Consider the following 21,390-nt stretch of genomic DNA (forward strand, 5'->3'; position numbering starts at 1 on the left):
CAGGTGCTAACCGCAACATGGCAGCCACTATACCGCCGCAGCCTGAACGGGGGGTTTAGATTTCTGCGCTCAGCGGAGCCGGGCCGCTCCCCGGCTGGCGCTGGCTACGGAGCTGCAGAATGCGGCTCTGTGGGGTTCAGGGGACGCTCTGGAAAAGCTCGGTCGTGGTTACGGGACTGGCCGTGCCTGCCGCCTGTGGCCGGACTTCCAGCTGCGCCGTGACCCGGTCCAGCACCTGCACGCCGCTGGGAGGCTCAAACCGCACCTCGGTCTGGTAGCTGCCGGTGCGGTACTCGGCGGTGCCGACCAGCTCGGTCAGCCCCTCCAGAGCGTCGGCTGGGCCTATGACCCGCACCTGCTCGGGCGACAGGCGGGCGGAGGTCAGTTGCAGGCCGCCCGGCGGGGGAGCCAGCCGCACCGGCAGCGCCGTGCTGGGCTGCCCATCCGAGGCCGCCCGTGTCAGCCGGACGGTGGCCGGCGAAAGGGTAAGGTCGGTGACCGGCTGGCCGTCGCCGTCCAGGGGCAGCAGCGTGACCGAGCGGGTTTCGCCCGGCTGCAACTCGACCGGCGCGTAAATCACCTGCTCGACCTCGTTGACCGCCCGGCTGGGACCGCTGACCGTCACCTCGGCCGGCTGCGCCTGGTACCTGGGCATCAGGGTGCTGTCCGGCGCATAGACCGTCACCGTGACCGGTAGGCTGCGCGTCTGCACGGTATCTACCACGCCCTGCACCCGGTCGGGCGTGACCCGGACCACCTCGGTGCCGCCCGGCGCGGTCACGGTCAGCGGCTGGTTGAACGACCCTTCGGCGATGTCGGTCACGTTCACCACCGCTTCAATCATCTCGCCGCGCAGTTCGCGCAGGCGTTCGGGGCGGCCGCTCAGCGTCACCTTGATGGTGCCGGGGGACAGGCCGGTGACGGCCCGCGTCTCGGCGGCATTCTCGTCGGTGTTATCGCGCACGTTGACTGGTACGTCGTAGGTCTGGTCGATAATCGCCCGGCGGTCTTCGGAAGCGAAGAACCACAGTACGAAGGCGGCCAGCAGGGCCAGCAGTTTGGCCGCCCAGTCGTGACCGAGACCACGGCGCATCTGCTCCCGCGTCTGCGGCCGACGCAGCGCATGGCCCTGTGGCTGCGCTTCTGTAGAACGGGGGGTGCGCGGAGCACTCATGGCTGCTCCTGAGAGGTGGGAACCTGGGCAGCGGAAGCCTGTGGCGCCGGGGGCGCGGCGGTTCCCTGCGGGCCGTCCTGACTCACAGCGGCCGGACCCGAGGAAGTCTGCCCGGCCTGAGCTGCCCCGCTGTCCGCTGCGGCTTCCGGCTCGGGGGCGTCACCGAAGTGGCTGAGCGACTGCACCTCGCGGTCGTAGACCAGTACGCGCAGCTGCTCGCGCAGTTCAGTGATGTTCAGGTCCGGCCCCAGGCGGCCTGACAGCGCAATGCGCATGGAACCGCGCTCCTCGCTGACCACGAGCACCACCGCGTCGGTCACTTCCGAAAGCCCGATGGCGGCCCGGTGCCGGGTGCCGTAGCGCCGGTAGGTGCCGTCGCTGGCCTGCAGAGGGAACAGGCAGCCGGCGGCGGCCACCCGGTTGCCCTGAATCACCACGCCGCCGTCGTGCAGAGGAGCGTTGCGGGCAAACAGCGCTTCCAGAAAAGGCACGCTGACCCGGGCGTCCAGCGGCACTCCACTGGCGGCAATTTCGCCCAGAGGAGTGCCGCGCTCGATGGCGATCAGCGCGCCAATTTTGCGCTCGGCCAGGCGCTCCATTGCCCGGGAGATGTCCTGCAACACGGCGCCGCCGCCATCGTCCTCGCGCAGCCGGGGCCGCCCGATACGCTCCAGCGCGGCCCGCAGTTCGGGCTGAAACAGCACCACCAGCGCGAAGATACCGATGGTGCCCACCTGCCCCAGCAGCGTGCTGAGGGCCACCATGCCCAGCAGCTGCGCCACGAACCACACCACCAGAAACACCGCGATGCCGCGCACCAGGTTCACGGCCCGCGTGCCCGATACCAGCTGGTACCCCTGGTACAGCACGAACGCCACCAGAGCGATGTCGGCCAGGTCCAGCAGGCCCAGTGGAGGAAGCAGGCTGAGTTGTGGCAGCGGGTTCAAGGTGTCGGGTCAGGGTCCTTTCTTCGGGTGTGCTGCGGGCTTCTCGCCTCAAAAAGCGCGGGAGCCTTCTGCAGCGCACAGTTGCTGCCCACTATACCGGCCGGGCATGAGGAGAAGGCTTGCCGGACCGGTAGCCGTGCCGCAGCCAGGCCCCAGGCTTCCACCTGACCCTGCGGCGCTACAGTGGAAGGCATGACAGACCTGATTCCGGTAATCAGCGGCCTTTCGAAAAAGACCGACAGCAAAATCGTGCTGGTGGTGCTGGACGGCGTGGGCGGCCTGCCGATGTCCCCGGGCGGCCCCACCGAGCTGGAAGCGGCCAAGACCCCCTTTCTGGACGCTCTGGCCGCGCAGAGCCAGCTGGGCCAGCTGGAATTGGTCGGCCCCGGCATCACCCCGGGCAGTGGACCTGGCCACCTGAGTCTGTTCGGCTACGACCCCCTGACCTACACGGTCGGACGCGGCGCCCTGAGTGCCGTGGGCATCGGCGTGAAACTGAATGCCGGCGACGTGGCGGTGCGCGGCAACTTTGCCACCCTGGGTGAGGGCCGCACCGTGCTGGACCGCCGCGCCGGGCGCCCCACCACCGAAAAGAACGAGGAAATCGTGGCGAAGCTGCGCGCCGCTATCCACGAAATTGACTCCACCCCGGTCGAAATCTATACCGAGTCCGAGCACCGCTTCGTGGTGGTGTTCCGCGCCGGGTCCACGCCGCTGGGCGCCCACATCAGCGATGTGGACCCACAGGTCACCGGCGTGCCGCCCCGCGACGCCCAGGCCGGCGACGAGGCCAGCCAGAAGACGGCCAATCTGGTCAACGAATTCGTGAAGCGTGCTGAGGCCACCCTGAGCGCCGAGCCGCAGGTCAACGGGGTGCTGTTCCGGGGCTATTCGGACGTGCCGCACTTCCCGCAGTTCAGCGATGTCTACAAGCTGAGTGCCGCCTGCATCGCGGGCTACCCGATGTACAAGGGCCTCGCCAGCCTGGTGGGAATGAACGTGCTGGACGTGGACAGCGTGGAAGACGCGCCAGAAGGCAAGCTGGACGCCCTGCGCCGCGAGTGGGACAACTACGATTTCTTCTTCTTTCACGTCAAGAAGACCGACTCTACCGGCGAGGACGGCAACTTCGACGCCAAAGTTGGCAAAATTGAGCTGTTCGACAGCGTCCTGCCGCAGATTCTGGACCTGAACCCCGATGTGCTGTGCGTGGTGGGCGACCACTCCACCCCTTCCCGGCTGGCCAGCCACTCCTGGCACCCGGTCCCGGTGCTGATTCACAGCAAGTACGGCCGCAGCGACGCCGCCGAGCGCTTCACCGAGACCGAGGCCGTCAAGGGCAGCCTGGGCCTGCGCCCCGGCACCGCCCTGATGCCGCTGCTGATGGCAAACGCCCTGAAGCTGGAAAAGTACGGGGCGTAAGGCGGCTGGCGGGGGAGAGGGCAGGCCACCCAGTCTGCCCTTTTACCGGCGCTTAAATGATAATACTTTACCAAAATCGAAAACTGGGCTAGGCTGGGGCGGTGACCGTTACAGCCAGCTTTGCCGGCTTCGACACCTCCTACAAGGAAGTGGGACACGCCGCCGAAGCCCAGGCCTTTCCCAAGCTGACCGATGCCGAGGGCAAAGTAGAACTTCTGCCACTGCGCCAGGGATTCTGGAAAGTCAAATTCACAAAACTGCCTACCCCGAGGCCAGCGAGTGCCAGAATCTGGCGGCCTACGCCACGCTGACCTTTGAGCTGGGAGCCGGGGCGCACTGATTGGGCTGAGACTAGAGGTTGGAGGGCGAGTTGCTGTCAGCACTGAGGGCGAAAGTCGATCATGGAACAGGTACAAAGTGACATTGCCTGTTCCTGAATCAGTCGCAAGCCCTGCTCGGGCGCGGGCATAGACGCAGACGGCAACAAGCCCTCCTCCACGGATCTCCATCTCTGATTCGGGGCCATCAAGAGGGTGTGCCAGTTGAGAGCGTAGGTCACCTTCGCTTTCGTGTCGGTCACTATCAGCAGCTTTGGCTTGAGGCAAGATAGGGTGCCTTTGTCGAAAGTGAAGGGTCAGGCTTCTCCGACACTCTCCCGACTGATGTGTAGGCGTTTCGCTCCCATGTAGGGGGCAAGGTAAAACGTTACCGGCAGCAGGATGAGGAGGAAAGGCAGCGAAGCTTTGACTTTATTGAGTAAAACCTGGTCCATTGGGATGCTCTCTCAGCCGATGATTTGCCCCTGCTCATCCAGCGGTGGGTATTCTACGCCTTGCTCGTCGTATTTCTCGGCCAGGTCAGGGTAGGCCCAGCGAAAAGCCATGCGGCGCAGTTCCTCGTCGCTCAGCTGCGGCTGGGCATACATCCCGGCTTCCAGCCGCTGGCGCTGCGCCTCGAACAGGATGGTGGCAGCGGCTACCGATACGTTCAGGCTCTGCACCATACCCATCATGGGAATGACGATGTTGGCGTCGGCGGCTTCGGCGGCAACGTCACTCACGCCGAACTTCTCGGCGCCCAGCAGCACGCAGGTGGGACGGGTGTAGTCGGGCTCGCGGTAGTCCACCGAGCGCTGCGAGAGGTGGGTCGCCAGCACCTGCACGCCCTGCCCCTGTAGCGTGCGGATGGCCTCCAGTGCCGAGGCATGCTGCTGCACGCTGACCCACTTGTGGGCACTGCCGGAGCTGGCCTCGAAGATGCGGGAGCGGAACGACCCCAGGCTCATGCTCTGCGGCGGCACGGCGTGGGCGGTCATCGCGCCTACCGCGTCGCAGGTCCGCAGAATCGCGCTGAGGTTGTGTGGCTTGTTGACCTCGTCCATCAGGACGCTGAGGGTGGGCTGGCGCAGGCGCAGCACGCGCAGAATTTTGGCGTAACGTTCGGGCGTCATCACCCCACAGCATACGGGGCTGGGGGGCGCATGACCCGGTTGCCCGCCCCTCAGCCTCCTATTTCCAGCTGGGCAGTTTCTCTATGGTCATGTCCATATAGGCGATGCCTCCCCGGTCAATGCGGTCGCCCATTTGCAGCGTCTGTCCTTTGGCTACGTAAGCATTCACGTCAATTTGCGTCCCTGAAAAGGCGGGCAGGAAGTACCGCAGGAAGTGCCGGTCACAGATTGTGCACTTGCGTAAGTTTTGCGCGGCAAACACCCGGTCCAGCTGGCCCGCGGTCGTCGCTGTGGTGGGGGAGATGCGGTAGCCGCCGCCGACCTTCTGGTAGCTCAGCCCGGATGCTCGCAGGCCCCGCTCAATGATCGCCTGGGCAGCGGCGGCGTCGTTGCGCCCGACCAGATTTCGCAGCAGGGCATAGTGCCGCTGATCGGTGACTGCTACGGTTCTCAGACCACCGCCGATAAAGCTGTGCATGACAGCTCCCCGGACCAGATAGTTGCCCTGCATGGGGAGGCCGACTTCACCTATTGATAGCGGCGTAAGTATGCGCTGCTAAACTCTAGGGACCGTGGAATGGCAACCGAACCAATATTCTCGTGCCCAACTTGAGGAGCGGCGTCTGGCTGCTACCGAGTGGCTGCAGCAAGGCAGCCACACACACCGCGAAATCGCTGCTCACTTCGGCGTCTCCGTGCTCACGGTGACTTCTTGGAGTGCTCGGCTCAGAAAGAAGGGAAGCTTGCAAGCGACGGTCAGCTCTGGTCGTCCTGCTCGGCTGACTGAGTCTCAGCACGACCAGCTTCGCACCCTCCTGCGGGAGGGTGCTCTGCAGCATGGGTTTCCTGACGAAACTTGGACGACAAAACGTGTGGCAGAGCTGATCGGGCGGCACTTCGAGGTGTGGTACCACCATGATCACGTCCGTAAAATCCTACGAAAGTTGGGGTTCAGCCCACAGATGCCAGATGGGCGGGCTGCTGAGCGGAGCGAACTTCGGATTGCATCCTGGCGGGAACAGGTGCTCCCGGAGTTGGAAAAAAAAGGTCGCTGAGGGAGCCACAATCATCTATCTGGATGAGGTCGGATTCTCGTTGAAAGGCGTGCGAAGGCGAACGTGGTCCCCCAGGGGCGTGACGCCCCTGGTCACGCTCAGAGCGAACTGGGAGAAGCTTTCGACGATTGGGGCGATCACTTCAGATGGACGATTCTTCCAGCACACAACATCCGGAGCGATCCGCAGTGGAGAGGTCATCCGATTCTTTGGGCACATCCTGCGCCAAGTTCAGGGGAACATCGTCGTGGTGCTGGACAATGCGAAAATTCATCACGCGAAAGTAACCCAGGCGTTCGTGGGTTCCCACGAACGCCTCTCTCTGATCTTTCTGCCTCCGTATGCTCCAGAGTTGAACCCGATCGAGTTGGTGTGGGCCTACGTCAAGCGCAATGTGTTGGGGAACTTTTGTGCCCACTCCATCAGAGCGCTGAAAAAGAGGCTTGTCACCGCCTGGCAGCGGGTCCGCTATATTCACCTGCCCCGTCAGCTTATGGACGCCAACTTACGCCGCTATCAATAGTCCCGTTTTGAGGGCAGGTGGCGCGCCCACACCCGTAAACAGTTTGGCCAGCCGGTTGAGGTCACCAAATTTCGGATTGAGGGTGTCAAAATTGTCTCCTTCCTGCCACCCCAGCATCGCCAGTCGTCCGTCCACATACATCCCAAAGGCGCTGCCGCCCAGCTCCGGGGTCAGTTCCTGACGCTCACCGGCCACGTACTTGATCCGGGGCGTGACTTGCACGGTCTTCAGGTTCTTGCAGCCGAACACTTCGCAGATGCCGGTCTGTGGCAGGGAAAGTGCTTGGCCCATCACCTGAGCCGAAGCACTGGACAGCAGCAAGGCGGCCCCAAAAGCAGCAATTTTTCGCATGGCCACAGTCTAGGCGGCGGGCTGCGGCTCAGGCTGACCGCGCCTTCACCTCATCTCATCTTGGTCCAGTGGCGGAGTTTGCTCTGACCCTCTGACCGGGTGAGTCATTTACCTGGCAATACCAGGCGCAGCAGAGGCCAAGCGCGGGCCAACTTCGGGAGGAATCCGGGCAGGCCCGCCACTTTGCATGAAGGTTGTGGGTATGCTGTCTCCCCGGCATCTACTCGCCCGGCAAGCGCCGTACCGGCAATTGCACCCAGCCCTGGCGCGAGATGACGCGCAGCAGCAGCACGGCGGCAATTCCGGCCAGTTGCCCGCCCAGCACCCCCAGGTGGGGCACGCTCAGGTACACGGTGGCGGCCCCCAGCGCGGCGGCGGTGGCGTACAGCTGGTCGCGGCGGTACATCACTTCCGGCACCTCGTTGGCGATCAGGTCGCGGATAATTCCGCCGCCCACGCCGCTCAGCATGCCGGCAAAGGTCACGCCCAGCGGCCCCAGCCCCAGCGCCAGTGCGCCCAGTGCCCCGGACGAGGCGAACACCGCCAGACCGATGGAATCGAACACCTGAATGGTGCGCTCGAAGCGGGCCAGCCGCTCCCCGAACGCGAAGGCCAGCAGCCCGCCGCCCAGTGCCAGCCAGGCGTACAGCTCGTCGCGCAGAAACAGGGGCGGGGTCTGGCCGGTCAGGGTGTCGCGCACCGCGCCGCCGCCCACGGCTGTCACGGCGCCCAGCACCAGCACGCCGAACATATCGAAGCGCTTGCGGACAGCCAGCAGCGCTCCCGACATCGCAAAAGCCAGGGTGCCCAGCAAGTCGAAGGCCCGCAGCCCAGACTGCACCCCGGTCAGGGGTTCGCCGGGGAGGTGCAGCAGTTCAGGCAGGGGCACAGCAACCGCCGGGACTCAGCCCAGGTCCAGGTCGTCGGGCCACTCGGCGTTGGTGAACACGTTCTGCACGTCGTCCAGTTCTTCCAGGGCGTCCACGATACGCAGCAGCTTGCCGGCGTCTTCGCTGCTCACGGCCACCGTGTTGCTGGGAATGCGGCTCAGCGAGGCGTTCTCGGTGGTAAAGCCCGCCGAGGCCAGGCCGTCTTGCACCGCGTACAGCTCGGTGGGGTCGGTGGTGATTTCCAGGCCGTCCTCGGACACCTGAAGGTCCTCGGCGCCGTACTCGATGGCGGCTTCCTGCGCCGCTTCGCTGGCATCGGGCAGCAGAATCACGCCCTTTTTCTCGAACTGCCACGCCACGCTGCCCGAGTTGCCTAGAGAGCCGCCGCGCTTGTTGAACACGGCGCGCACGTCGGCCACGGTGCGGTTCACGTTGTCGGTCAGCGCCTCGATAAAAATGGCAGTGCCGCCGGGGCCGTAGCCCTCGTAGGTGACTTCCTTGAAATCCTGCCCGGAATCCGCGCCGCCCGCCGCCCGCTTGATGGCGTTGTTGATGTTGTCCACCGGCACCGTGTCGGACTTGGCCGCCGCGATGGCGTTTTTCAGGGCCAGGTTGCCGCTGGGGTCGTCACTGCCCCCCGAACGCACCGCCGCCGTGATGGCGCGCAGGTGCTTGGAGATGATGGCGCTGCGCTTCTTGTCGTTGGCGCCCTTTTTTCGCTTGATCTGAGACCATTTGTTGTGACCTGCCATTGTTCAGTTCGCTCCTTGATGACATCGCACGCGCGGCATGAGCGGCGCCTGCGGGACGCGGCCCATTGTAACGCGGCTGGCGCTGGTCACAGGTTGCTGTCTGCGCAGGCAGGCCGGGCGCACAATGGGTCCATGAGCCCCCGCACCCCGCCCTGGACCGACCGCCTGCGCCATGTGAACGGTATCCGGCTGCACTGCCTGGAAGCTGGGCCGGAAAGCGGCCCACCCGTGCTGCTGCTGCACGGCTTTCCCGAAGACAGCCGCGCCTGGAAAAAGCAAATCGGCCCGCTGGCCCGCGCCGGGTTCCGCGTGGTGGCCCCGGACCTGCGCGGCTATCACCTCAGCGACCGGCCCGCTGGTGTGCAGGCCTACCGGATAGACACCCTGCTGGACGACGTGGTGGCCCTGATTCACAGCCTGGGCTACACCCGCGCCCACGTGGTGGGGCACGACTGGGGCGGCATCATCGCCTGGGCGCTGGCGATTCGCAGCCCCGAGGTGGTGGACCGTCTGGCCGTGCTCAATGCGCCGCACCCGGCAGCCTTCCGGCGTGAACTGCGCCGCGCCGAGCAAAAGCGGCGGTCATGGTATGTGGCTTTTTTTCAGCTACCCTGGTTGCCTGAACAGCTGTTGCCGTTGCTGGGGCGGTACGCCCTGCACGGCCGACCCGGCAGTTTCAGCGCGGCGGACCTGACGGGGTATCAGGCGGCCTGGTCACAGCCCGGTGCGGCCAGCGCCATGATTCACTACTACCGCGCTCTGGTCCGCTTCGGCAATGTGGAGGGGGCACGGGTGCAGGCGCCCACGCTGCTGCTGTGGGGCATGCAGGACGTGGCGCTGGTGCCCGAGCTGAGCGAAGGGTTGGAGGAGTGGGTGCCGGACCTGCGGGTGGTGCGCTTCCCGGACGCCACCCACTGGCTGATGCGCGACGAGCCGGTGCGCGTGAGCAACCTGCTGACCGAGTTCCTGGCCTAGCGAGGTGGCAGAACAGACAGGGCCGGCGCCGCTGTGAAAGCTGGCGCCGGCCCTGTGCACTTCAGTGTTTGTCGCTGCAGGCCGTCAGTCGCCGCGGTCAGCCAGGGCGTCCGGGTCGGCTTCCGGGTTTTCCCGGTAGGTGGGGTCTTCTCCCTCGGGGCGCAGGGTCAGGCGGGCGCGTTCCTCGGTCGGAGAGAGGCTGCCGCGCTCTTCACGCGCCGGGCCGGTGTTGACCCCGCTGATCAGCAGTTCGCCGCTGTCCAGTCCCTGGGCTGGGCGGTCCTGTGCAGCGGCCTCGGCGCGGCCAGGGGTGTACTCGTTGGGAAGCCCACCCTGCTCGGCCGGGCGTTCGGTGGCGTCGCGCTTGGTCATGCGGCCAGCATAGCCCGGCGCCTTAGCGGGTCAGGGCTTCCTGCAACGCTCCCGCAAAGGCGTCCTCATCATCCAGCCAGGGGTAATGTCCGGTGTCCAGTACGGTCACGTCGGCACCGCCCAAATCCTCCAACCAGTCGGTCTGCTCGGGGTACGAGCTGCGGTCGTGCACCCCCGCGATCACGAAGATGGGCCGGGTGATTTCCTGCAAGAAGGGGGGATACTCGAACTCCCAGAGTCCCTGGTACACCAGCGCCTCGCCCACCTCGGCGCGGCCGGTCAGCTGGCCTTCGGCGTCCACGAATTCCAGCTGCATGCGGGCCTGCGGGTCCGGGAATTGCAGCGCGTTCAGCAGGTCGCGGGCGTTCAGCAGGTCGAACGCGGCTTGCACGCGGGCTGCGCCCACCGCTGGGTACTCGCCTTCCGGGGTCTGGGCACGCAGTTCGTCTGCCGGGTCGTTCAGAGGCTGACCTTTCAGGGCACTCGCCTCGGCCAGCAGGGTGAGTGCCAGCTGCGGAAAGTGGACCCACGGGCTGACTGCCACGACCCGCGCCGTGTGCTGCGGGTAGCGCCGTGCATACTCCAGCGCAATCAGGGCGCCGAAGCCGTGGCCCAGCGGCACGATACGGTCCAGGTTCAGGTGAGCGCGCAGGGCCTCCACGTCCCCGACCAGCGTGTCAAGGTCCAGCGCGTCTTCGCCCTGCTCGGTCTCGGCCAGGGGGGCGCTGCGGCCGCAGCCGCGCTGGTCGAGGTACACAGCGGGCCAGCCGGCCTCCTGCAGCCGCTCGCCGAACAGCTCCTGAAAAGAAAAGCTGTTGTAGCCGGGGCCGCCGTGCAGGAACACCAGTGTGGGCCGCTCTGAATCGGCGGGCTGGTAGGCGAAGTAAAGCTCGGCGCCGTTCAGGAAGGCCGTCTCTCCGTTCAGGGCGGAATCTGCGAACAGGTCGGTCATGGCGGCAGTCTAGAGCAGCGCTGCGCCGGCCGGACCCGCCAGGCAACTTTCGGTTGGCGCTGCGGGCCGTAAGCAGCTATTCTGACAATTCTCCAGCATAAAGAGAGCCTAAAAGTAACCGTGATTCCCCCGCAGGGTCTCTGGCTAGACTTATTTCACATTTTCATGAATAAAGCTGACGGCCGGTGAGCCAGGGCCGGAAAGGTAAGGAGTACATGGAGCAGCGGATTTTGGTCATCGAGGATAACCCGGATATCAGCCGGGTGGTGCAGTATGAACTGGAGCAGGCCGGCTACGAGGCGCTGACCGCGCCCGACGGCATCAGTGGACTGACACTGGCCCGCGAGGAGCACCCCGATCTGGTCATTTTGGACCTGGGCCTGCCTGACCTGGACGGCGCCGAGGTAACCCGCCGCCTGCGCAAGAACAGCTCCATGCCCATCATCATCCTGACCGCGATGGACGCACTGGACCGCAAGGTGGCGCTGCTGGAAGCCGGCGCCGACGACTACATGACCAAGCCTTTCTACCCCGAGGAACTGGTCGCCCGCGTCAAGGTGCAGCTGCGCCACCAGCAGCACGGCGACGTGATCCGGGTGGGCGACCTGGAAATTCATCCCCAGAAGCGGCTGTGCTACTTCAAGGGTCACGAGGTGCGGCTCTCGCCCCGCGAGTTCGACCTACTCACGTTCCTGGCGCGGCAGCCGGGCCGGGTCTATTCCCGCGCCGAAATCGAGCGCGAGGTGTGGAGTGGCGACCTGCCCAGCAACTCCAACGTGGTGGATGTCCACATGGCCAACATGCGCTCCAAGCTGCGCGACCTGGACGGCTACGGCCTGATTCGCACGGTGCGCGGTATCGGCTACGCTCTCAAGACGCCCTGAGCTGCCCCTGATGGCACGGGCCCATGTTCCATCTGGCATGGGCCCGGTCTTTTGGGCAGCGGTTTCCTGCAGCCCGGTCATCCCGCCTAGACTGCACCCATGACCCTCACTGCCAATGCCACCCTCACGGCGCTGCCGAGCTTTCAGGTGGGGCACTGGACCGATCCGGTGGGCCTCACCGGCTGCACCGTCGTCCTTTGCCCACCGGAAGGGGCAGTGGCGTCGGCCAGTTTTCTGGGCCCCAGCCCCGGCACCCGCGAGGGCGTGCTGCTGGCCCCCGAAAAGGCAGTGGAGCGGGTCCACGCCCTGCTGCTGACGGGGGGCAGCGCCTTCGGTCTGGCCGCCGCCGACGGGCTGATGCGTGGGCTGGAAACCCAGGGCCGGGGGGTAGAAACGGGGTTTGCGCGGGTGCCTATCGTGCCGGCAGCCGTCATCTACGACCTGGGCAGCGGTGACCCTCAGGCGCGGCCCACGGCGGAGTCGGGCCTGGCGGCGCTCCAGGCGGCCAGCAGCGCTCCGGTGTCCTGCGGCGCGGTGGGGGCCGGCACCGGGGCCACGGTGAGCAAGTGGCGCGGTCCGGCCGCCACCCGGCCCGGGGGCCTGGGCAGCGTCTTTCTGGAAGAGGCTGGAGTCGGGGTGGGCGTGCTGGCGGTGGTCAATCCGGTGGGCGACGTGCTGGATGAACGTGGGCAGCCGCTGGGTCAGCCGCCGGGGCCCCTCCCTCAGCCCCAGGCTCCGGCCACGGCGGTACAGAACACCACGCTGCTGGCGGTTGCCACCGAGCACGCGCTTACCAAGGCCGAATGCCGCCGCTTGGCCGACGCAGCGTGCGCGGCGCTGGCACGGGTGATTTCTCCCAGTCATACCGGCTGGGACGGCGACGCGGCGTTCGTCCTGAGCAGCGGCACTCGGCCTGCCGCCGACCCGCTGCGCCTCACCGACCTGACGGCGCGGGCGGTGTGCGCGGCGGTCCGGCAAGCCGTGCGCCTGGCAGCCGAGGCCGGGCCGCAGGGCCGAACCTCCACAGTTCCCTGACTGACGCCCGCCTGACCGTCTCTGAAGGTTTGCTCACGCAGGGGTCAGGGGGAGAACAGTTCCGGCCCGTAGGCTAAAAGGTATGAAACCTTTCCGTTTGACCTCTCTGGCCCTGGCGCTGGGTGTCAGCCTGTCGCTCGGCCTGGGCACTCAGGCCGAAGCGCAGACTTTCAAGCTGTCGCCGGGCCTGCAAAAGAAACTGCAGGCCGGCGACCAGCAACCTGTCGGCGTGATTGTGCGCTTCGAGTTCTCCAACACGGCCCGTGGCCGCCAGAACCTGGGGCAGCTGCGCTCCCAGCTGGCACAGAACCTCAGCCGCCTGGGGCCGTCGGCCGCGCTGCTGAACCAGGCCCTGCGTAGCGGCGCCGGCACTGAGCTGTGGCTGGACCAGAGCGTGTACCTGCCGCTGACTCCCCGTCAGGCGCTGGCGCTGGCTGCGCTGCCCAACGTCAAGGAAGTGTTCGAGAACTTCCAGGTGGAGGTGCCCCGCGCCGTGGCCCTGAGTACGGCCGCCGCGCCCGCCGGCACCCCAGCCCACCTGCAGCAGATTGGAGCGCCGCAGGCCTGGGCCGCCGGATTCAAGGGCTCGGGCATCCGTATCGGGCACCTGGACAGCGGGATTGACGCTTCGCACCCCGAGCTGAGCGGCAAGCTGGCCGCTTTTGCCGAGTTCGATGCCGAAGGCAACCGCGTGAGCGGCGCTGTACCCCGCGACACCACCAACCACGGCACCCACACCGCCGGCCTGCTGGTGGGCAACACCGTAGGTGTGGCCCCGGACGCCAAGGTCATCAGCGCCCTGGTGCTGCCGAACAACGAGGGCACCTTCGCGCAGGTGATTGCCGGTATGCAGTACGTCATTGACCCCGACAACAACGCCGCCACCAACGACGGCGCGCAGGTGGTCAACATGAGCCTGGGGATTCCCGGCAGCTGGAACGAATTCCGCGTGCCAGTGACCAATATGCTGAATGCCGGTATCGTGCCGGTGTTCGCCATCGGCAACTATGGCCCCACCGCCGGCACCACCGGCAGCCCCGGCAACCTGCCCGAAGCCATCGGCGTAGGCGCGGTAGACGCCAGCGGTCAGGTGGCGACCTTCAGCAGCCGTGGCCCCGCCATCTGGAACATCAATGGCCAGAACGTGCAGGTCACCAAGCCCGACATCGCCGCGCCCGGCGTGACCATTACCAGTGCCTTCCCCGGCGGTGGCTACGGGGCGATGAGCGGCTCCTCACAGGCCAGCCCCATTGCGGCTGGAGCTGTGGCCCTGATGCTGCAGGCCAAACCCGGCAGCACCGTAGACGCCGTCAAGAACGCCCTGTACAGCAGTGCCAGCAACGCCGGCGCCAAGAACAACAACGTAGGCTTCGGCCAGATCAGCGTCCCCGGTGCTCTGGGCCGCCTGGGGGTGAACCTGAATCAGCCCGCGCCTGCGCCGGCTCCTACTCCTGCCCCCGCTCCGGCTCCTACCCCCACGCCGGTACCTACCCCAGCCCCTACACCTGCTCCCACCCCCACACCTGCTCCCACCCCCACGCCTGCTCCTACCCCTGCGCCGGCTCCCACCCCTGCGCCCGAACTGGCCTTCAGTGCCACGCCCGGCGAATTCATGCTGAGCCGTGGGCAGTCTCGTGCCGTGCAGCTGTGGACGAACATTCCGGCCAACATCGCCATCAATGCGCCCGCCGGCCTGCAGACCAGCCTGAGCGGCGGCGTCATCACGGTGACCAATGCCTCGGCTGCGGACGGCCTTCAGCCCATCACCGTCACCGCCACCAGTGTGGACGCCCCCACCCGCACCCGCACCCGCACCCTGACCCTGAGCGTGACGACGGTGGGCGCACCTGCGCCGGCTCCGGCCCCGGCACCTGCCCCTACCCCGGCCCCCGCGCCTACTCCCACTCCTGCACCGGCTCCTACTACGCCGGCCCCCACTGCGCCGGCTCCGACTGGCCCGGCCGGCTTCACCCTGTGTGCGCTGGAAGGTTCCAAGTGCGACTTCAGCGGTGTACGTGAGGCGTACTTCGGCACGGCAGGACGTTACCTGAACGGGGTCGGCACCGACGGCTTCATGTGCAGCGTGCAGGAGTGGGGTGCCGACCCGGCTCCCGGCCAGCGCAAGGGCTGCTTTATCAAGAACCTGCCGGGAACCCCTGCGCCCGCCCCTACCCAGCCCGCCCCTACTCAGCCGGCACCCGCCCAGCCTGCCCCTACCCAGCCGGGCACCGCAGCCAAGCCCCGCGTGCTGCTGGTAGATGACGACATGGGCAGCCGCAATGATGTGACCGCCTTCTTGCGTGACGCCATCCGGGCCAACGCGGTCAGCGGCGGAGCGCTGCTGTGGGACACCCGCCAGGGCCCGGTGCCGCTCTCGCAGATGCAGCGCGCCGACATCGTGGTGTGGGCCACCGGCGACAGCTACACGAACACCCTGACTGCCCAGGACCAGCAGAATCTGGCCCGTTACCTGCAGGGCGGTGGCCGTCTGCTGCTGACCGGTCAGGACATCGGCTACGACATCGGCCGCACGGCCTTTTACGACCAGTTCCTGGGCAGCGCTTTCGTGCGCGACTCCAGCGGTGCGCCGGCCCTGAACACGGCCGCTCCCCTGAGCGCCGCCGGCTACCGCCTGAACGCGGCGGGTAGCGCTGGCAACCAGCTGTACCCCGACGTGCTGGCCCCCACCCGTGGCGCGGCCCTGGCCGGCACCTGGAATGCTCAGGTGAACGCCCAGAGCCTGCCCCGCGACACCGACCGCCGCCGTGCTCAGGCCAAGGCCGGAGCCGCAGTGCGCGCCCAGTCGGCCGGCAACGGCGCTGTCGTGCTGTTCAACCCCGGCAGCTTCAAGACGGCCAACCTGGGCTTCGGTCTCGAAGGGCTGTCCCCCCAGGACCGCAACACGCTGACCGTCACGCTGTTTGCTTGGCTGATGCAGTAAGTCTGTACGCCGGCCCACGACAGGCCGGAACCTAACGCAGCCGCTGCTCGGAAAAAGGGCAGCGGCTGCGCTTGGTCGGCGGATTGCCGGGTTTCAGAGGACAGGGTCAGCAGAGTCTGGCCCTGCTTTCCGTCTTCAGATGTCCTGGTTGCCGGTGTCCATCCGCACCACGCGGGGGGTAAACTCGGCTACCACTTCCACCAGGTCCGTTTGGCGGGCCAGCACGTCCTCAATCCGCTTGTAGGCCTGCGGAGCCTCGTCGCGGCCACCGCCGATCAGGGTTACGCCGCGCTCACGCAGGTAGCCCTGCATCTCGTCCTTACTCACGCTGCGCTCGGCGGCCTTGCGGCCCAGCTGCCGGCCTGCGCCGTGGCTGGAGCTGCTGAGCGACTCCGGGTTGCCCAGGCCGCGCACCACGAAGCTCGGGTCGGCCATGCTGCCGGGAATCAGGCCCAGGCGGCCGGCTTCGGCGGGGGTGGCGCCCTTGCGGTGCACGATCAGCTCCTGGCCGTTCACCTGCTGTTTCCAGGCGAGGTTGTGGCTGTTGCTGACCTGTGCCAGTGGCCGCTCGCCCAGCGCCCGGCTGAGGCGGGCATGAATCTGGTCGTGGTTCGCCAGCGCGTAGCGGCCCGCCAGGTTCATCGCCTGCCAGTAGGCTTGGCCTTCTTCGGTGTCCAGGCCCAGCCACGCCAGCCGGCGGGCAGCGGGGTCCAGCCGCTTGTGGCGGGACTCGGCCAGTTTGGTAAAGTGCCCCGCCACCTGCGCCCCGAAGCCACGTGATCCGGAGTGACTTAGCACGGCCAGATATTCGCCCGCTTCCAGGCCCAGTTCGCCGCCGGCCACCTTCAGCTCTCCGAATTCCACGAAGTGGTTGCCGCTGCCCGAGGTGCCGATTTGCTCGGCCGCCTTGGCATGCAGGAACTTCAAGATGCCCTGGTCCTGCCAGGCTTTCTCGTGCATCACCTCGTGGTCCATGCGCTCGCGCTTCTCGAAGCCCACGCCGGCGCCAAAGCGGGTGTGCTTGAGCAGCAGCTTGCGGGCCTCGTCGCGCCCCAGACTACCGGCCGGTATCGGCAGCACGCTCAGCATCATGGAGCAGCCGATGTCCACGCCCACGCCGTAGGGAATCACGGCATTCTCGGTGGCCAGCACCCCGCCGATGGGCAGGCCGTAGCCGATGTGGGCGTCGGGCATCAGCGCTCCGGCGCGGGAGATGGGCAGCCGCATCGCCACGTCCATCTGCTCGGTGGCTCCGGCGTCAATCAGCTCCGCACCCCAGACGCCGTAGGGGAGAGGTTCCCCACGCAGGGCGGCTGAAGTCGCCTGCTTTAGCGCCGCCCGCTGGGTGAGCAGCTCGGCGGCCAGCTCGGCGTACACGCCACCCTGTGTGAAACGCTCCGGCGCGGCCTGCACGGTGCGCAGTTCGTCCAGAATCTCGGTGCGGCCAAGGCCCGCTCCCTCGCGCACGCGGGCTGCTTGCTGCGCCAGGCCCACAGCGCGGTTCTCGAAGCCCAGTTTGGTGATGTATTTTCCGTTCAAGATCGGTGTCCTGCTTTCCAGTGTGGTGGTTGACCTCGCCGCGTGGTGAAGCGGCGGGGCAAGCTGTCGTGGTTCAGTGGGGCGAATCATTGGGGCGAAACAGTGCAGTGCCCGGCTGACCAGCCGGCCGGACGTCTTCTTCAGTGTGTCAGCACGGGTGGCGCGTGTCATAAGCGCAGTGGCCTAGCGGCCTTCACGCTTTCCGTGTCAGCCCCAGTGTCTTCAGGCTCAGCTATGCTCCGCAGTATGACCCTGCACCCTGATATTGACCTGCCCACCCCCGAGGAATTCGAGGCCCTCTCGCCCGAAGCGCTGGCCGAGCGCCTCAACGGCCCCGGCGGCGAGGGCCTGAGCGGCACGCTGGGAGGCAAGCTGGGCATCCGGATGCTGCGGGCGACCCGCCAGGAGCTGACCGCCACCATGCCGGTGGAGGGCAACCGCCAGCCGGCGGGCCGCCTGCACGGTGGGGCCAGCCTGGCCCTGGCCGAAGAGCTGGCCAGCATCGGCAGCTGGATCAACCTGGATGTGCGGCGCGAAGTGGCGGTGGGCGTGGACCTCAGCGGCACCCATGTGCGCGGCGTGACCGGCGGCCTGGTCACCGGCACGGCGCGGCTGGCCTACCGGGGCCGCAGCGTGATGGTCTGGGAAATCGAGATTCAGGACGAGCGCGGCAAGACCACCACCCTGGCCCGCTGCACCTGCAACGTGATCCGGCTGTAGCAGGCCGCCGGAGGCAAAAAAAAGGCCCCGGAGCGCATTCCAGGACCACTATGCTGCTCCCCGCCGCTACAGCACGAAGAACAGCAGCGCTGCAAAAACAAAGCCGATTACCCCGATCAATGTTTCCATGACCGTCCAGGTACGTAGGGTGGTGGGCACGTCCATGTTCATCAGGCGGCCCACCAGCCAGAAGCCGGAGTCGTTCACATGTGAGGCGATGACCGAGCCAGCAGCAGTGGCCAGCACGATAGCGGCAATCTGCGCCGGGCTGTAGTTGCCGGCAGCTACAGCGGGCTGAATCAGCGCGGCGGCGGTCATCAGCGCCACAGTGGCCGAACCCTGGGCCACCCGGCGAAATCATGGGCAGCTGGGGCCGGGTTTTTCCGTCGGCCCTGAGTTCAGTCGGGCTTCCGGGAGGGAAGCGCTGCTCCGCGCTCCTGGCGAATTACTGCTGGTAGACCCGGCCTTTCCACTTCACCTTTTTACGCATCGCCTTGCGGTAGATAGGCAGCATCAGGAGCGGCCCCAGCGGCCCCAGCAGGCCTTCGGTCAGGTCGGCGGGTCGGCGGCGGCCAGCCACCCAGGCGACCGCCGAGCGCTCTACCAAGCCGGCGGCGCGCAGGACCCGGGCGCCGGGAAAGTCCAGTAGCCAGGGCAAGGTGTACACGCAGAACTGCCCGGCCAGAGCGATACTCAGCAGCAGGCGCGAATTGCCGTGGACCGGCAGCCAGCTCTTGGCATACCCGTTCACCGAGGTCTCGTAATCCTGATACATCCGCACGCCGATGCGCTCGCCGCCCAGCACACCCATCACCCGGTAGCCCCGAGCCTTGAGCCGCTTGGCGAACAGCACGTCTTCCAGCACATCGCCCTGCACCAGGCTGTGGCCGCCCACCGCGTCGTAGCTGGCGCGGCGGAAGACCATCACCTGCCCCACTGCTGTAGCGGTCGCCACCAGCGGCAGGCGCATGGCTGGATAGGGCAGCAGTGAGAGCAGGTACATATCAATCAGGGGGGTCACCAGCCGCTCGCCGGCGCTGCCTACGTTCTGCCGGGGCCAGCAGCTCAGTAGGTCCGCGCCGGAGCGCTCCAGTTCAGCCAGCAGTGCGTCCAGGGCGCCGGGGTGCCACTCCACATCGGCGTCCACGAAAATTAGCACTTCTCCAGTGGCCGCCTGCGCCAGTTGCTGGCACGCCCAGTTCTTGCCGGCCCAGCCTTCGGGCAGCGGCGTTCCGCTGATGACCCGTGCCCCCGGCGTCCCTGCACACAGCTCGCGGGCCAGGTCGCCGGTGCCGTCGCTGCTGCTATCGTCCAGCAAAATGACCTCGTCGGCACCCTGAGCCAGCAGGCCGCGCAGCAGCTTGGGCACGTTGTGGGCCTCGTCACGGGCCGGAGTCAGCAGCGAGACGCGGGGCCGCCGGCGGACCGGAGCGTGGGGCCGGTCCAGCCGGGGAAAAGCCGTGGCATTGACCGCCAGGGTCACGGCCCGGTAAACGGTATATCCCAGGGTCATACCGATCAGCAGGCTCTCGGCCAGGGAAGCTGAGCCGCGCCGCTTCATTGCGGCTGCCCCAACGTCTCCAGAAGCAGGCAGGTGTGGAGCGGCCAAGGAACCATCGGGCAATCTGTAGTGCAGCGCAGCATCTTGCCTGCAGTATGCCTCATCCCTATAAGGGAACCATCATACTTTCGGACGGTTGCGTGAGACTCCAGACCTGCCCGCGCACTTCTCTGGGCCAGCGGTCATGCACTGACACCCAAAAAAACCCGGCCGAAGCCGGGCCCGAATGGAAAGCCGCTTAGCGCAGAACGCGCAGGGCCTTGAGGATGGCAATCAGGACGACGCTGCCCACCACGCCCCACAGGACGCTCCAGATGTTGAAGCCAGTGCCGGCCACGTCGGCGCCGCCAATACCCAGCATGTTGCCGAACACGGCCTGCGCCAGCATGGCGCCCACGATACCGATCAGGATGTTGGCGATGGCGCCTTGCTGGGCATCGGTTTTCATGATCATGCTGGCCAGCCAGCCGCACAGGGCACCTACGAGCAGAGTGATAATCCAGGACATATTGTTCCTCCAAAGAGTGATGAGTTGAGTGTGATGAATCTCAGACGGATTCGCAGTCGATGCCAAGATGCGGGACAGCTGTCCCAAGAAGCGTAACCAATTTCACGTTCTCAAGGCTTGCCTAAACTGGGTTGAGCCTAGGCTAAAGCTCAGCTGACGGGCGCGTCAGATTCGGCAGCGGCCGGCCCTGTCCGCTTCTGTCTCTGGCGGCGCGGGAGTCTAGACCCCAGCTGGAGCGACTTGCAGGGCTGCGCCGGGGACGAGTGGTCTAATCTGCGGTATGCCAATGGATTTCGCCGGTCCGTCACTCTCCTTTCCGGCCAATACCGGCCTGTCCAGTGCTGGTTTGTCTGGTGCCTGTCCGTCCAGCGCCCGGTCCGGCTCTTTGCCGGGCGTGCCCGGAGGCCCGGTGTGACCTTAGAAGTCCGTGTGCCGGCTTCCAGCGCCAACCTCGGCCCTGGCTTCGACTGTCTGGGCCTGAGCCTGCCGCTCTACACCACCCTGCGCCTTCGCCCGGCGCCGCAGCTGACCGTGGTGCCGCAGGGCGCCGTGCTGGCCGGCACTCCGGCCGACGAGAGCAACTATGTCTACCGCGGCATGGTCGCGCTGGCGCAGGAGGTGGGCCGGCCCCTGCCCCCACTGCACCTGGAAATAGAAAGTGAAATTCCGCTGGCCCGGGGCCTGGGCAGCAGCGCCGCCGCCCTGGTGGCCGCCCTACTCGCGGCCAACGCTGTGCTGGATGAACCGCTCAGCCGCCCTGAACTGCTGGACCTGGCCAGCCGTACCGAAGGCCACCCGGACAATGTGGCTCCGGCGCTGCTGGGCGGCATCGTGGTCGCCACCTTCGACGGGCAGCGAGCCCAGCCCCTGCGCATTGAGCCGCCAGCCAACCTGGGCGCGACCGTCCTGATTCCCGACTTCGAGCTGAGTACAGCCGAGGCCCGCCGTGTCATGCCGCAGCACTACTCGCGGGCGGACGCTGTCTTCACGGCCTCGCACGCTGCGCTGACCACCGCTGCCCTGTTGTCCGGCCGCCTGGACCTGCTGGCCGGTGCCATGCAGGACCGGCTGCACCAGCCTTACCGCGCTCCGCTGGTGCCGGGTCTGGAGAACATCCTGGCCGGTGCTGGCGACCACGGCGCTCTGGGAGCGGCTCTCAGTGGGGCCGGGCCTGCGGTGCTGTGCCTGCATGACACGGCGCAGAGCACGGAGGCGCTGCACGCCTTCTTGCGGCAGGTGATGGCCGAAGAGGGCCTGAGCGGTCAGCTGCTGGACCTGCCGCTGGACCGCGCCGGGGCATCGGTCACGGGCATATTCGGCGGTTGAGCGAGCAAGGAGA

Annotated in this window: 22 protein-coding genes; 9 read left to right on the forward strand and 13 right to left on the reverse strand. The window is 66.8% G+C overall.

The window, feature by feature from the left end:
- Positions 1-136 precede the first annotated feature (136 nt).
- Both DEIPR_RS00720 and cdaA read right to left on the reverse strand, forming a co-directional pair.
- On the reverse strand, positions 137-1,174 hold the full coding sequence (locus DEIPR_RS00720; RefSeq protein WP_013613917.1) for a CdaR family protein: 1,038 nt from the start codon (positions 1,172-1,174) through the stop codon (positions 137-139).
- On the reverse strand, positions 1,171-2,121 hold the full coding sequence (gene cdaA / locus DEIPR_RS00725) for a diadenylate cyclase CdaA (RefSeq protein WP_013613918.1): 951 nt from the start codon (positions 2,119-2,121) through the stop codon (positions 1,171-1,173). Before cdaA ends, DEIPR_RS00720 begins: the two co-directional genes overlap by 4 nt.
- 192 nt (positions 2,122-2,313) lie before the next feature.
- Here cdaA and DEIPR_RS00730 point away from each other — a divergent pair, with 192 nt between their 5' ends.
- Together DEIPR_RS00730 and DEIPR_RS00735 are read left to right on the forward strand one after the other, a co-directional pair.
- A complete protein-coding gene (locus tag DEIPR_RS00730; protein ID WP_013613919.1) occupies positions 2,314-3,543 on the forward strand; it encodes a 2,3-bisphosphoglycerate-independent phosphoglycerate mutase in 1,230 nt (409 codons plus the stop codon).
- Positions 3,544-3,644: 101 nt separating this feature from the next.
- Positions 3,645-3,854 carry a hypothetical protein gene (locus DEIPR_RS00735; protein ID WP_041221876.1) on the forward strand — a complete coding sequence of 70 codons (210 nt, stop codon included), beginning with the start codon at positions 3,645-3,647 and terminating at the stop codon, positions 3,852-3,854.
- Positions 3,855-4,327: 473 nt separating this feature from the next.
- Here the strand turns inward: DEIPR_RS00735 and trmH are convergent, their stop codons facing one another.
- Entirely contained in the window at positions 4,328-4,993 is a 666-nt protein-coding gene (gene trmH / locus DEIPR_RS00745) for a tRNA (guanosine(18)-2'-O)-methyltransferase TrmH (RefSeq protein WP_013613920.1), read from the reverse strand.
- A gap of 58 nt (positions 4,994-5,051) precedes the next feature.
- Complete coding sequence (locus tag DEIPR_RS00750) at positions 5,052-5,504, reverse strand: hypothetical protein (protein WP_013613921.1); 453 nt, start codon at positions 5,502-5,504, stop codon at positions 5,052-5,054.
- A 61-nt stretch (positions 5,505-5,565) separates the two neighbouring features.
- Here DEIPR_RS00750 and DEIPR_RS14385 point away from each other — a divergent pair.
- Positions 5,566-6,571 (forward strand): IS630 family transposase gene (locus tag DEIPR_RS14385; RefSeq protein WP_218921233.1). Its coding sequence is split into 2 segments (ribosomal slippage): positions 5,566-6,033 and positions 6,035-6,571, totalling 1,005 coding nucleotides; the frame shifts between segments, so codons are not numbered across the junction.
- Here DEIPR_RS14385 and DEIPR_RS00765 read toward each other — a convergent pair.
- From DEIPR_RS00765 to DEIPR_RS00775, 3 genes are all read right to left on the reverse strand, one after another.
- Positions 6,554-6,922: a hypothetical protein gene (locus DEIPR_RS00765; RefSeq protein ID WP_013613924.1), complete on the reverse strand. Its 369-nt coding sequence runs from the start codon at positions 6,920-6,922 to the stop codon at positions 6,554-6,556. The genes DEIPR_RS14385 and DEIPR_RS00765 overlap by 18 nt on opposite strands.
- A 220-nt stretch (positions 6,923-7,142) precedes the next feature.
- The gene (locus DEIPR_RS00770; protein WP_013613925.1) at positions 7,143-7,811 is read right to left on the reverse strand and encodes a trimeric intracellular cation channel family protein; all 669 of its coding nucleotides are present in this window, start codon (positions 7,809-7,811) and stop codon (positions 7,143-7,145) included.
- A gap of 15 nt (positions 7,812-7,826) precedes the next feature.
- Complete coding sequence (locus DEIPR_RS00775) at positions 7,827-8,564, reverse strand: YebC/PmpR family DNA-binding transcriptional regulator (RefSeq protein WP_013613926.1); 738 nt, start codon at positions 8,562-8,564, stop codon at positions 7,827-7,829.
- Positions 8,565-8,696: 132 nt separating this feature from the next.
- On the opposite strand from DEIPR_RS00775, the gene DEIPR_RS00780 reads away from it, so the two are divergent.
- Positions 8,697-9,539 (forward strand): alpha/beta fold hydrolase, encoded by an 843-nt coding sequence (locus DEIPR_RS00780; RefSeq protein ID WP_013613927.1) that lies wholly within the window; start codon positions 8,697-8,699, stop codon positions 9,537-9,539.
- An 84-nt stretch (positions 9,540-9,623) separates the two neighbouring features.
- Here the strand turns inward: DEIPR_RS00780 and DEIPR_RS00785 are convergent, their stop codons facing one another.
- On the reverse strand, positions 9,624-9,911 hold the full coding sequence (locus DEIPR_RS00785; protein WP_013613928.1) for a hypothetical protein: 288 nt from the start codon (positions 9,909-9,911) through the stop codon (positions 9,624-9,626).
- Positions 9,912-9,933: 22 nt separating this feature from the next.
- Positions 9,934-10,863 carry an alpha/beta fold hydrolase gene (locus DEIPR_RS00790; RefSeq protein WP_013613929.1) on the reverse strand — a complete coding sequence of 310 codons (930 nt, stop codon included), beginning with the start codon at positions 10,861-10,863 and terminating at the stop codon, positions 9,934-9,936.
- A gap of 215 nt (positions 10,864-11,078) precedes the next feature.
- On the opposite strand from DEIPR_RS00790, the gene DEIPR_RS00795 reads away from it, so the two are divergent.
- The 3 genes from DEIPR_RS00795 to DEIPR_RS00805 all read left to right on the forward strand — a co-directional run bounded on the left by DEIPR_RS00795 (position 11,079) and on the right by DEIPR_RS00805 (position 15,723).
- Positions 11,079-11,747 carry a response regulator transcription factor gene (locus DEIPR_RS00795; protein WP_013613930.1) on the forward strand — a complete coding sequence of 223 codons (669 nt, stop codon included), beginning with the start codon at positions 11,079-11,081 and terminating at the stop codon, positions 11,745-11,747.
- A gap of 99 nt (positions 11,748-11,846) precedes the next feature.
- Positions 11,847-12,782 (forward strand): P1 family peptidase, encoded by a 936-nt coding sequence (locus DEIPR_RS00800; protein ID WP_013613931.1) that lies wholly within the window; start codon positions 11,847-11,849, stop codon positions 12,780-12,782.
- Between the two features lie 82 nt (positions 12,783-12,864).
- Positions 12,865-15,723 carry a S8 family peptidase gene (locus DEIPR_RS00805; protein WP_013613932.1) on the forward strand — a complete coding sequence of 953 codons (2,859 nt, stop codon included), beginning with the start codon at positions 12,865-12,867 and terminating at the stop codon, positions 15,721-15,723.
- Positions 15,724-15,858: 135 nt separating this feature from the next.
- On the opposite strand, the gene DEIPR_RS00810 is transcribed toward DEIPR_RS00805, so the two are convergent.
- Positions 15,859-17,262: an RtcB family protein gene (locus DEIPR_RS00810; protein WP_013613933.1), complete on the reverse strand. Its 1,404-nt coding sequence runs from the start codon at positions 17,260-17,262 to the stop codon at positions 15,859-15,861.
- 246 nt (positions 17,263-17,508) lie between these two features.
- Between DEIPR_RS00810 and DEIPR_RS00815 the strand changes: the two genes are divergently transcribed.
- Positions 17,509-17,982 carry a PaaI family thioesterase gene (locus DEIPR_RS00815; RefSeq protein ID WP_041221878.1) on the forward strand — a complete coding sequence of 158 codons (474 nt, stop codon included), beginning with the start codon at positions 17,509-17,511 and terminating at the stop codon, positions 17,980-17,982.
- 66 nt (positions 17,983-18,048) lie between these two features.
- Here the strand turns inward: DEIPR_RS00815 and DEIPR_RS00820 are convergent, their stop codons facing one another.
- From DEIPR_RS00820 to DEIPR_RS00830, 3 genes are all read right to left on the reverse strand, one after another.
- The gene (locus tag DEIPR_RS00820; protein ID WP_041221879.1) at positions 18,049-18,330 is read right to left on the reverse strand and encodes a GntT/GntP/DsdX family permease; all 282 of its coding nucleotides are present in this window, start codon (positions 18,328-18,330) and stop codon (positions 18,049-18,051) included.
- A 97-nt stretch (positions 18,331-18,427) separates the two neighbouring features.
- Positions 18,428-19,543, reverse strand: coding sequence for a glycosyltransferase family 2 protein (locus tag DEIPR_RS00825; RefSeq protein ID WP_013613935.1), 1,116 nt, complete (start codon positions 19,541-19,543; stop codon positions 18,428-18,430).
- A gap of 238 nt (positions 19,544-19,781) precedes the next feature.
- On the reverse strand, positions 19,782-20,051 hold the full coding sequence (locus tag DEIPR_RS00830) for a GlsB/YeaQ/YmgE family stress response membrane protein (protein ID WP_013613936.1): 270 nt from the start codon (positions 20,049-20,051) through the stop codon (positions 19,782-19,784).
- Positions 20,052-20,462: 411 nt separating this feature from the next.
- On the opposite strand from DEIPR_RS00830, the gene thrB reads away from it, so the two are divergent.
- Positions 20,463-21,377, forward strand: coding sequence for a homoserine kinase (gene thrB, locus DEIPR_RS00835; protein ID WP_013613937.1), 915 nt, complete (start codon positions 20,463-20,465; stop codon positions 21,375-21,377).
- The last annotated feature ends 13 nt before the right edge of the window (positions 21,378-21,390 follow it).

The sequence above is a fragment of the Deinococcus proteolyticus MRP genome (assembly GCF_000190555.1).
Classification (GTDB): domain Bacteria; phylum Deinococcota; class Deinococci; order Deinococcales; family Deinococcaceae; genus Deinococcus; species Deinococcus proteolyticus.

What these genes read in the sequence shown, in the direction of transcription:
- DEIPR_RS00775 (WP_013613926.1), bottom strand. Translation starts at nt 8,564, where the DNA reads ATGGCAGGTCACAACAAATGGTCTCAGATCAAGCGAAAAAAGGGCGCC.
- DEIPR_RS00785 (WP_013613928.1), bottom strand. Translation starts at nt 9,911, where the DNA reads ATGACCAAGCGCGACGCCACCGAACGCCCGGCCGAGCAGGGTGGGCTT.
- DEIPR_RS00815 (WP_041221878.1), top strand. Translation starts at nt 17,509, where the DNA reads ATGACCCTGCACCCTGATATTGACCTGCCCACCCCCGAGGAATTCGAG.
- DEIPR_RS00780 (WP_013613927.1), top strand. Translation starts at nt 8,697, where the DNA reads ATGAGCCCCCGCACCCCGCCCTGGACCGACCGCCTGCGCCATGTGAAC.
- trmH (WP_013613920.1), bottom strand. Translation starts at nt 4,993, where the DNA reads ATGACGCCCGAACGTTACGCCAAAATTCTGCGCGTGCTGCGCCTGCGC.
- DEIPR_RS00825 (WP_013613935.1), bottom strand. Translation starts at nt 19,543, where the DNA reads ATGAAGCGGCGCGGCTCAGCTTCCCTGGCCGAGAGCCTGCTGATCGGT.
- DEIPR_RS00750 (WP_013613921.1), bottom strand. Translation starts at nt 5,504, where the DNA reads ATGCAGGGCAACTATCTGGTCCGGGGAGCTGTCATGCACAGCTTTATC.
- DEIPR_RS00730 (WP_013613919.1), top strand. Translation starts at nt 2,314, where the DNA reads ATGACAGACCTGATTCCGGTAATCAGCGGCCTTTCGAAAAAGACCGAC.
- DEIPR_RS00790 (WP_013613929.1), bottom strand. Translation starts at nt 10,863, where the DNA reads ATGACCGACCTGTTCGCAGATTCCGCCCTGAACGGAGAGACGGCCTTC.
- DEIPR_RS00830 (WP_013613936.1), bottom strand. Translation starts at nt 20,051, where the DNA reads ATGTCCTGGATTATCACTCTGCTCGTAGGTGCCCTGTGCGGCTGGCTG.
- DEIPR_RS00765 (WP_013613924.1), bottom strand. Translation starts at nt 6,922, where the DNA reads ATGCGAAAAATTGCTGCTTTTGGGGCCGCCTTGCTGCTGTCCAGTGCT.
- DEIPR_RS00720 (WP_013613917.1), bottom strand. Translation starts at nt 1,174, where the DNA reads ATGAGTGCTCCGCGCACCCCCCGTTCTACAGAAGCGCAGCCACAGGGC.
- DEIPR_RS00800 (WP_013613931.1), top strand. Translation starts at nt 11,847, where the DNA reads ATGACCCTCACTGCCAATGCCACCCTCACGGCGCTGCCGAGCTTTCAG.
- DEIPR_RS00805 (WP_013613932.1), top strand. Translation starts at nt 12,865, where the DNA reads ATGAAACCTTTCCGTTTGACCTCTCTGGCCCTGGCGCTGGGTGTCAGC.
- DEIPR_RS00795 (WP_013613930.1), top strand. Translation starts at nt 11,079, where the DNA reads ATGGAGCAGCGGATTTTGGTCATCGAGGATAACCCGGATATCAGCCGG.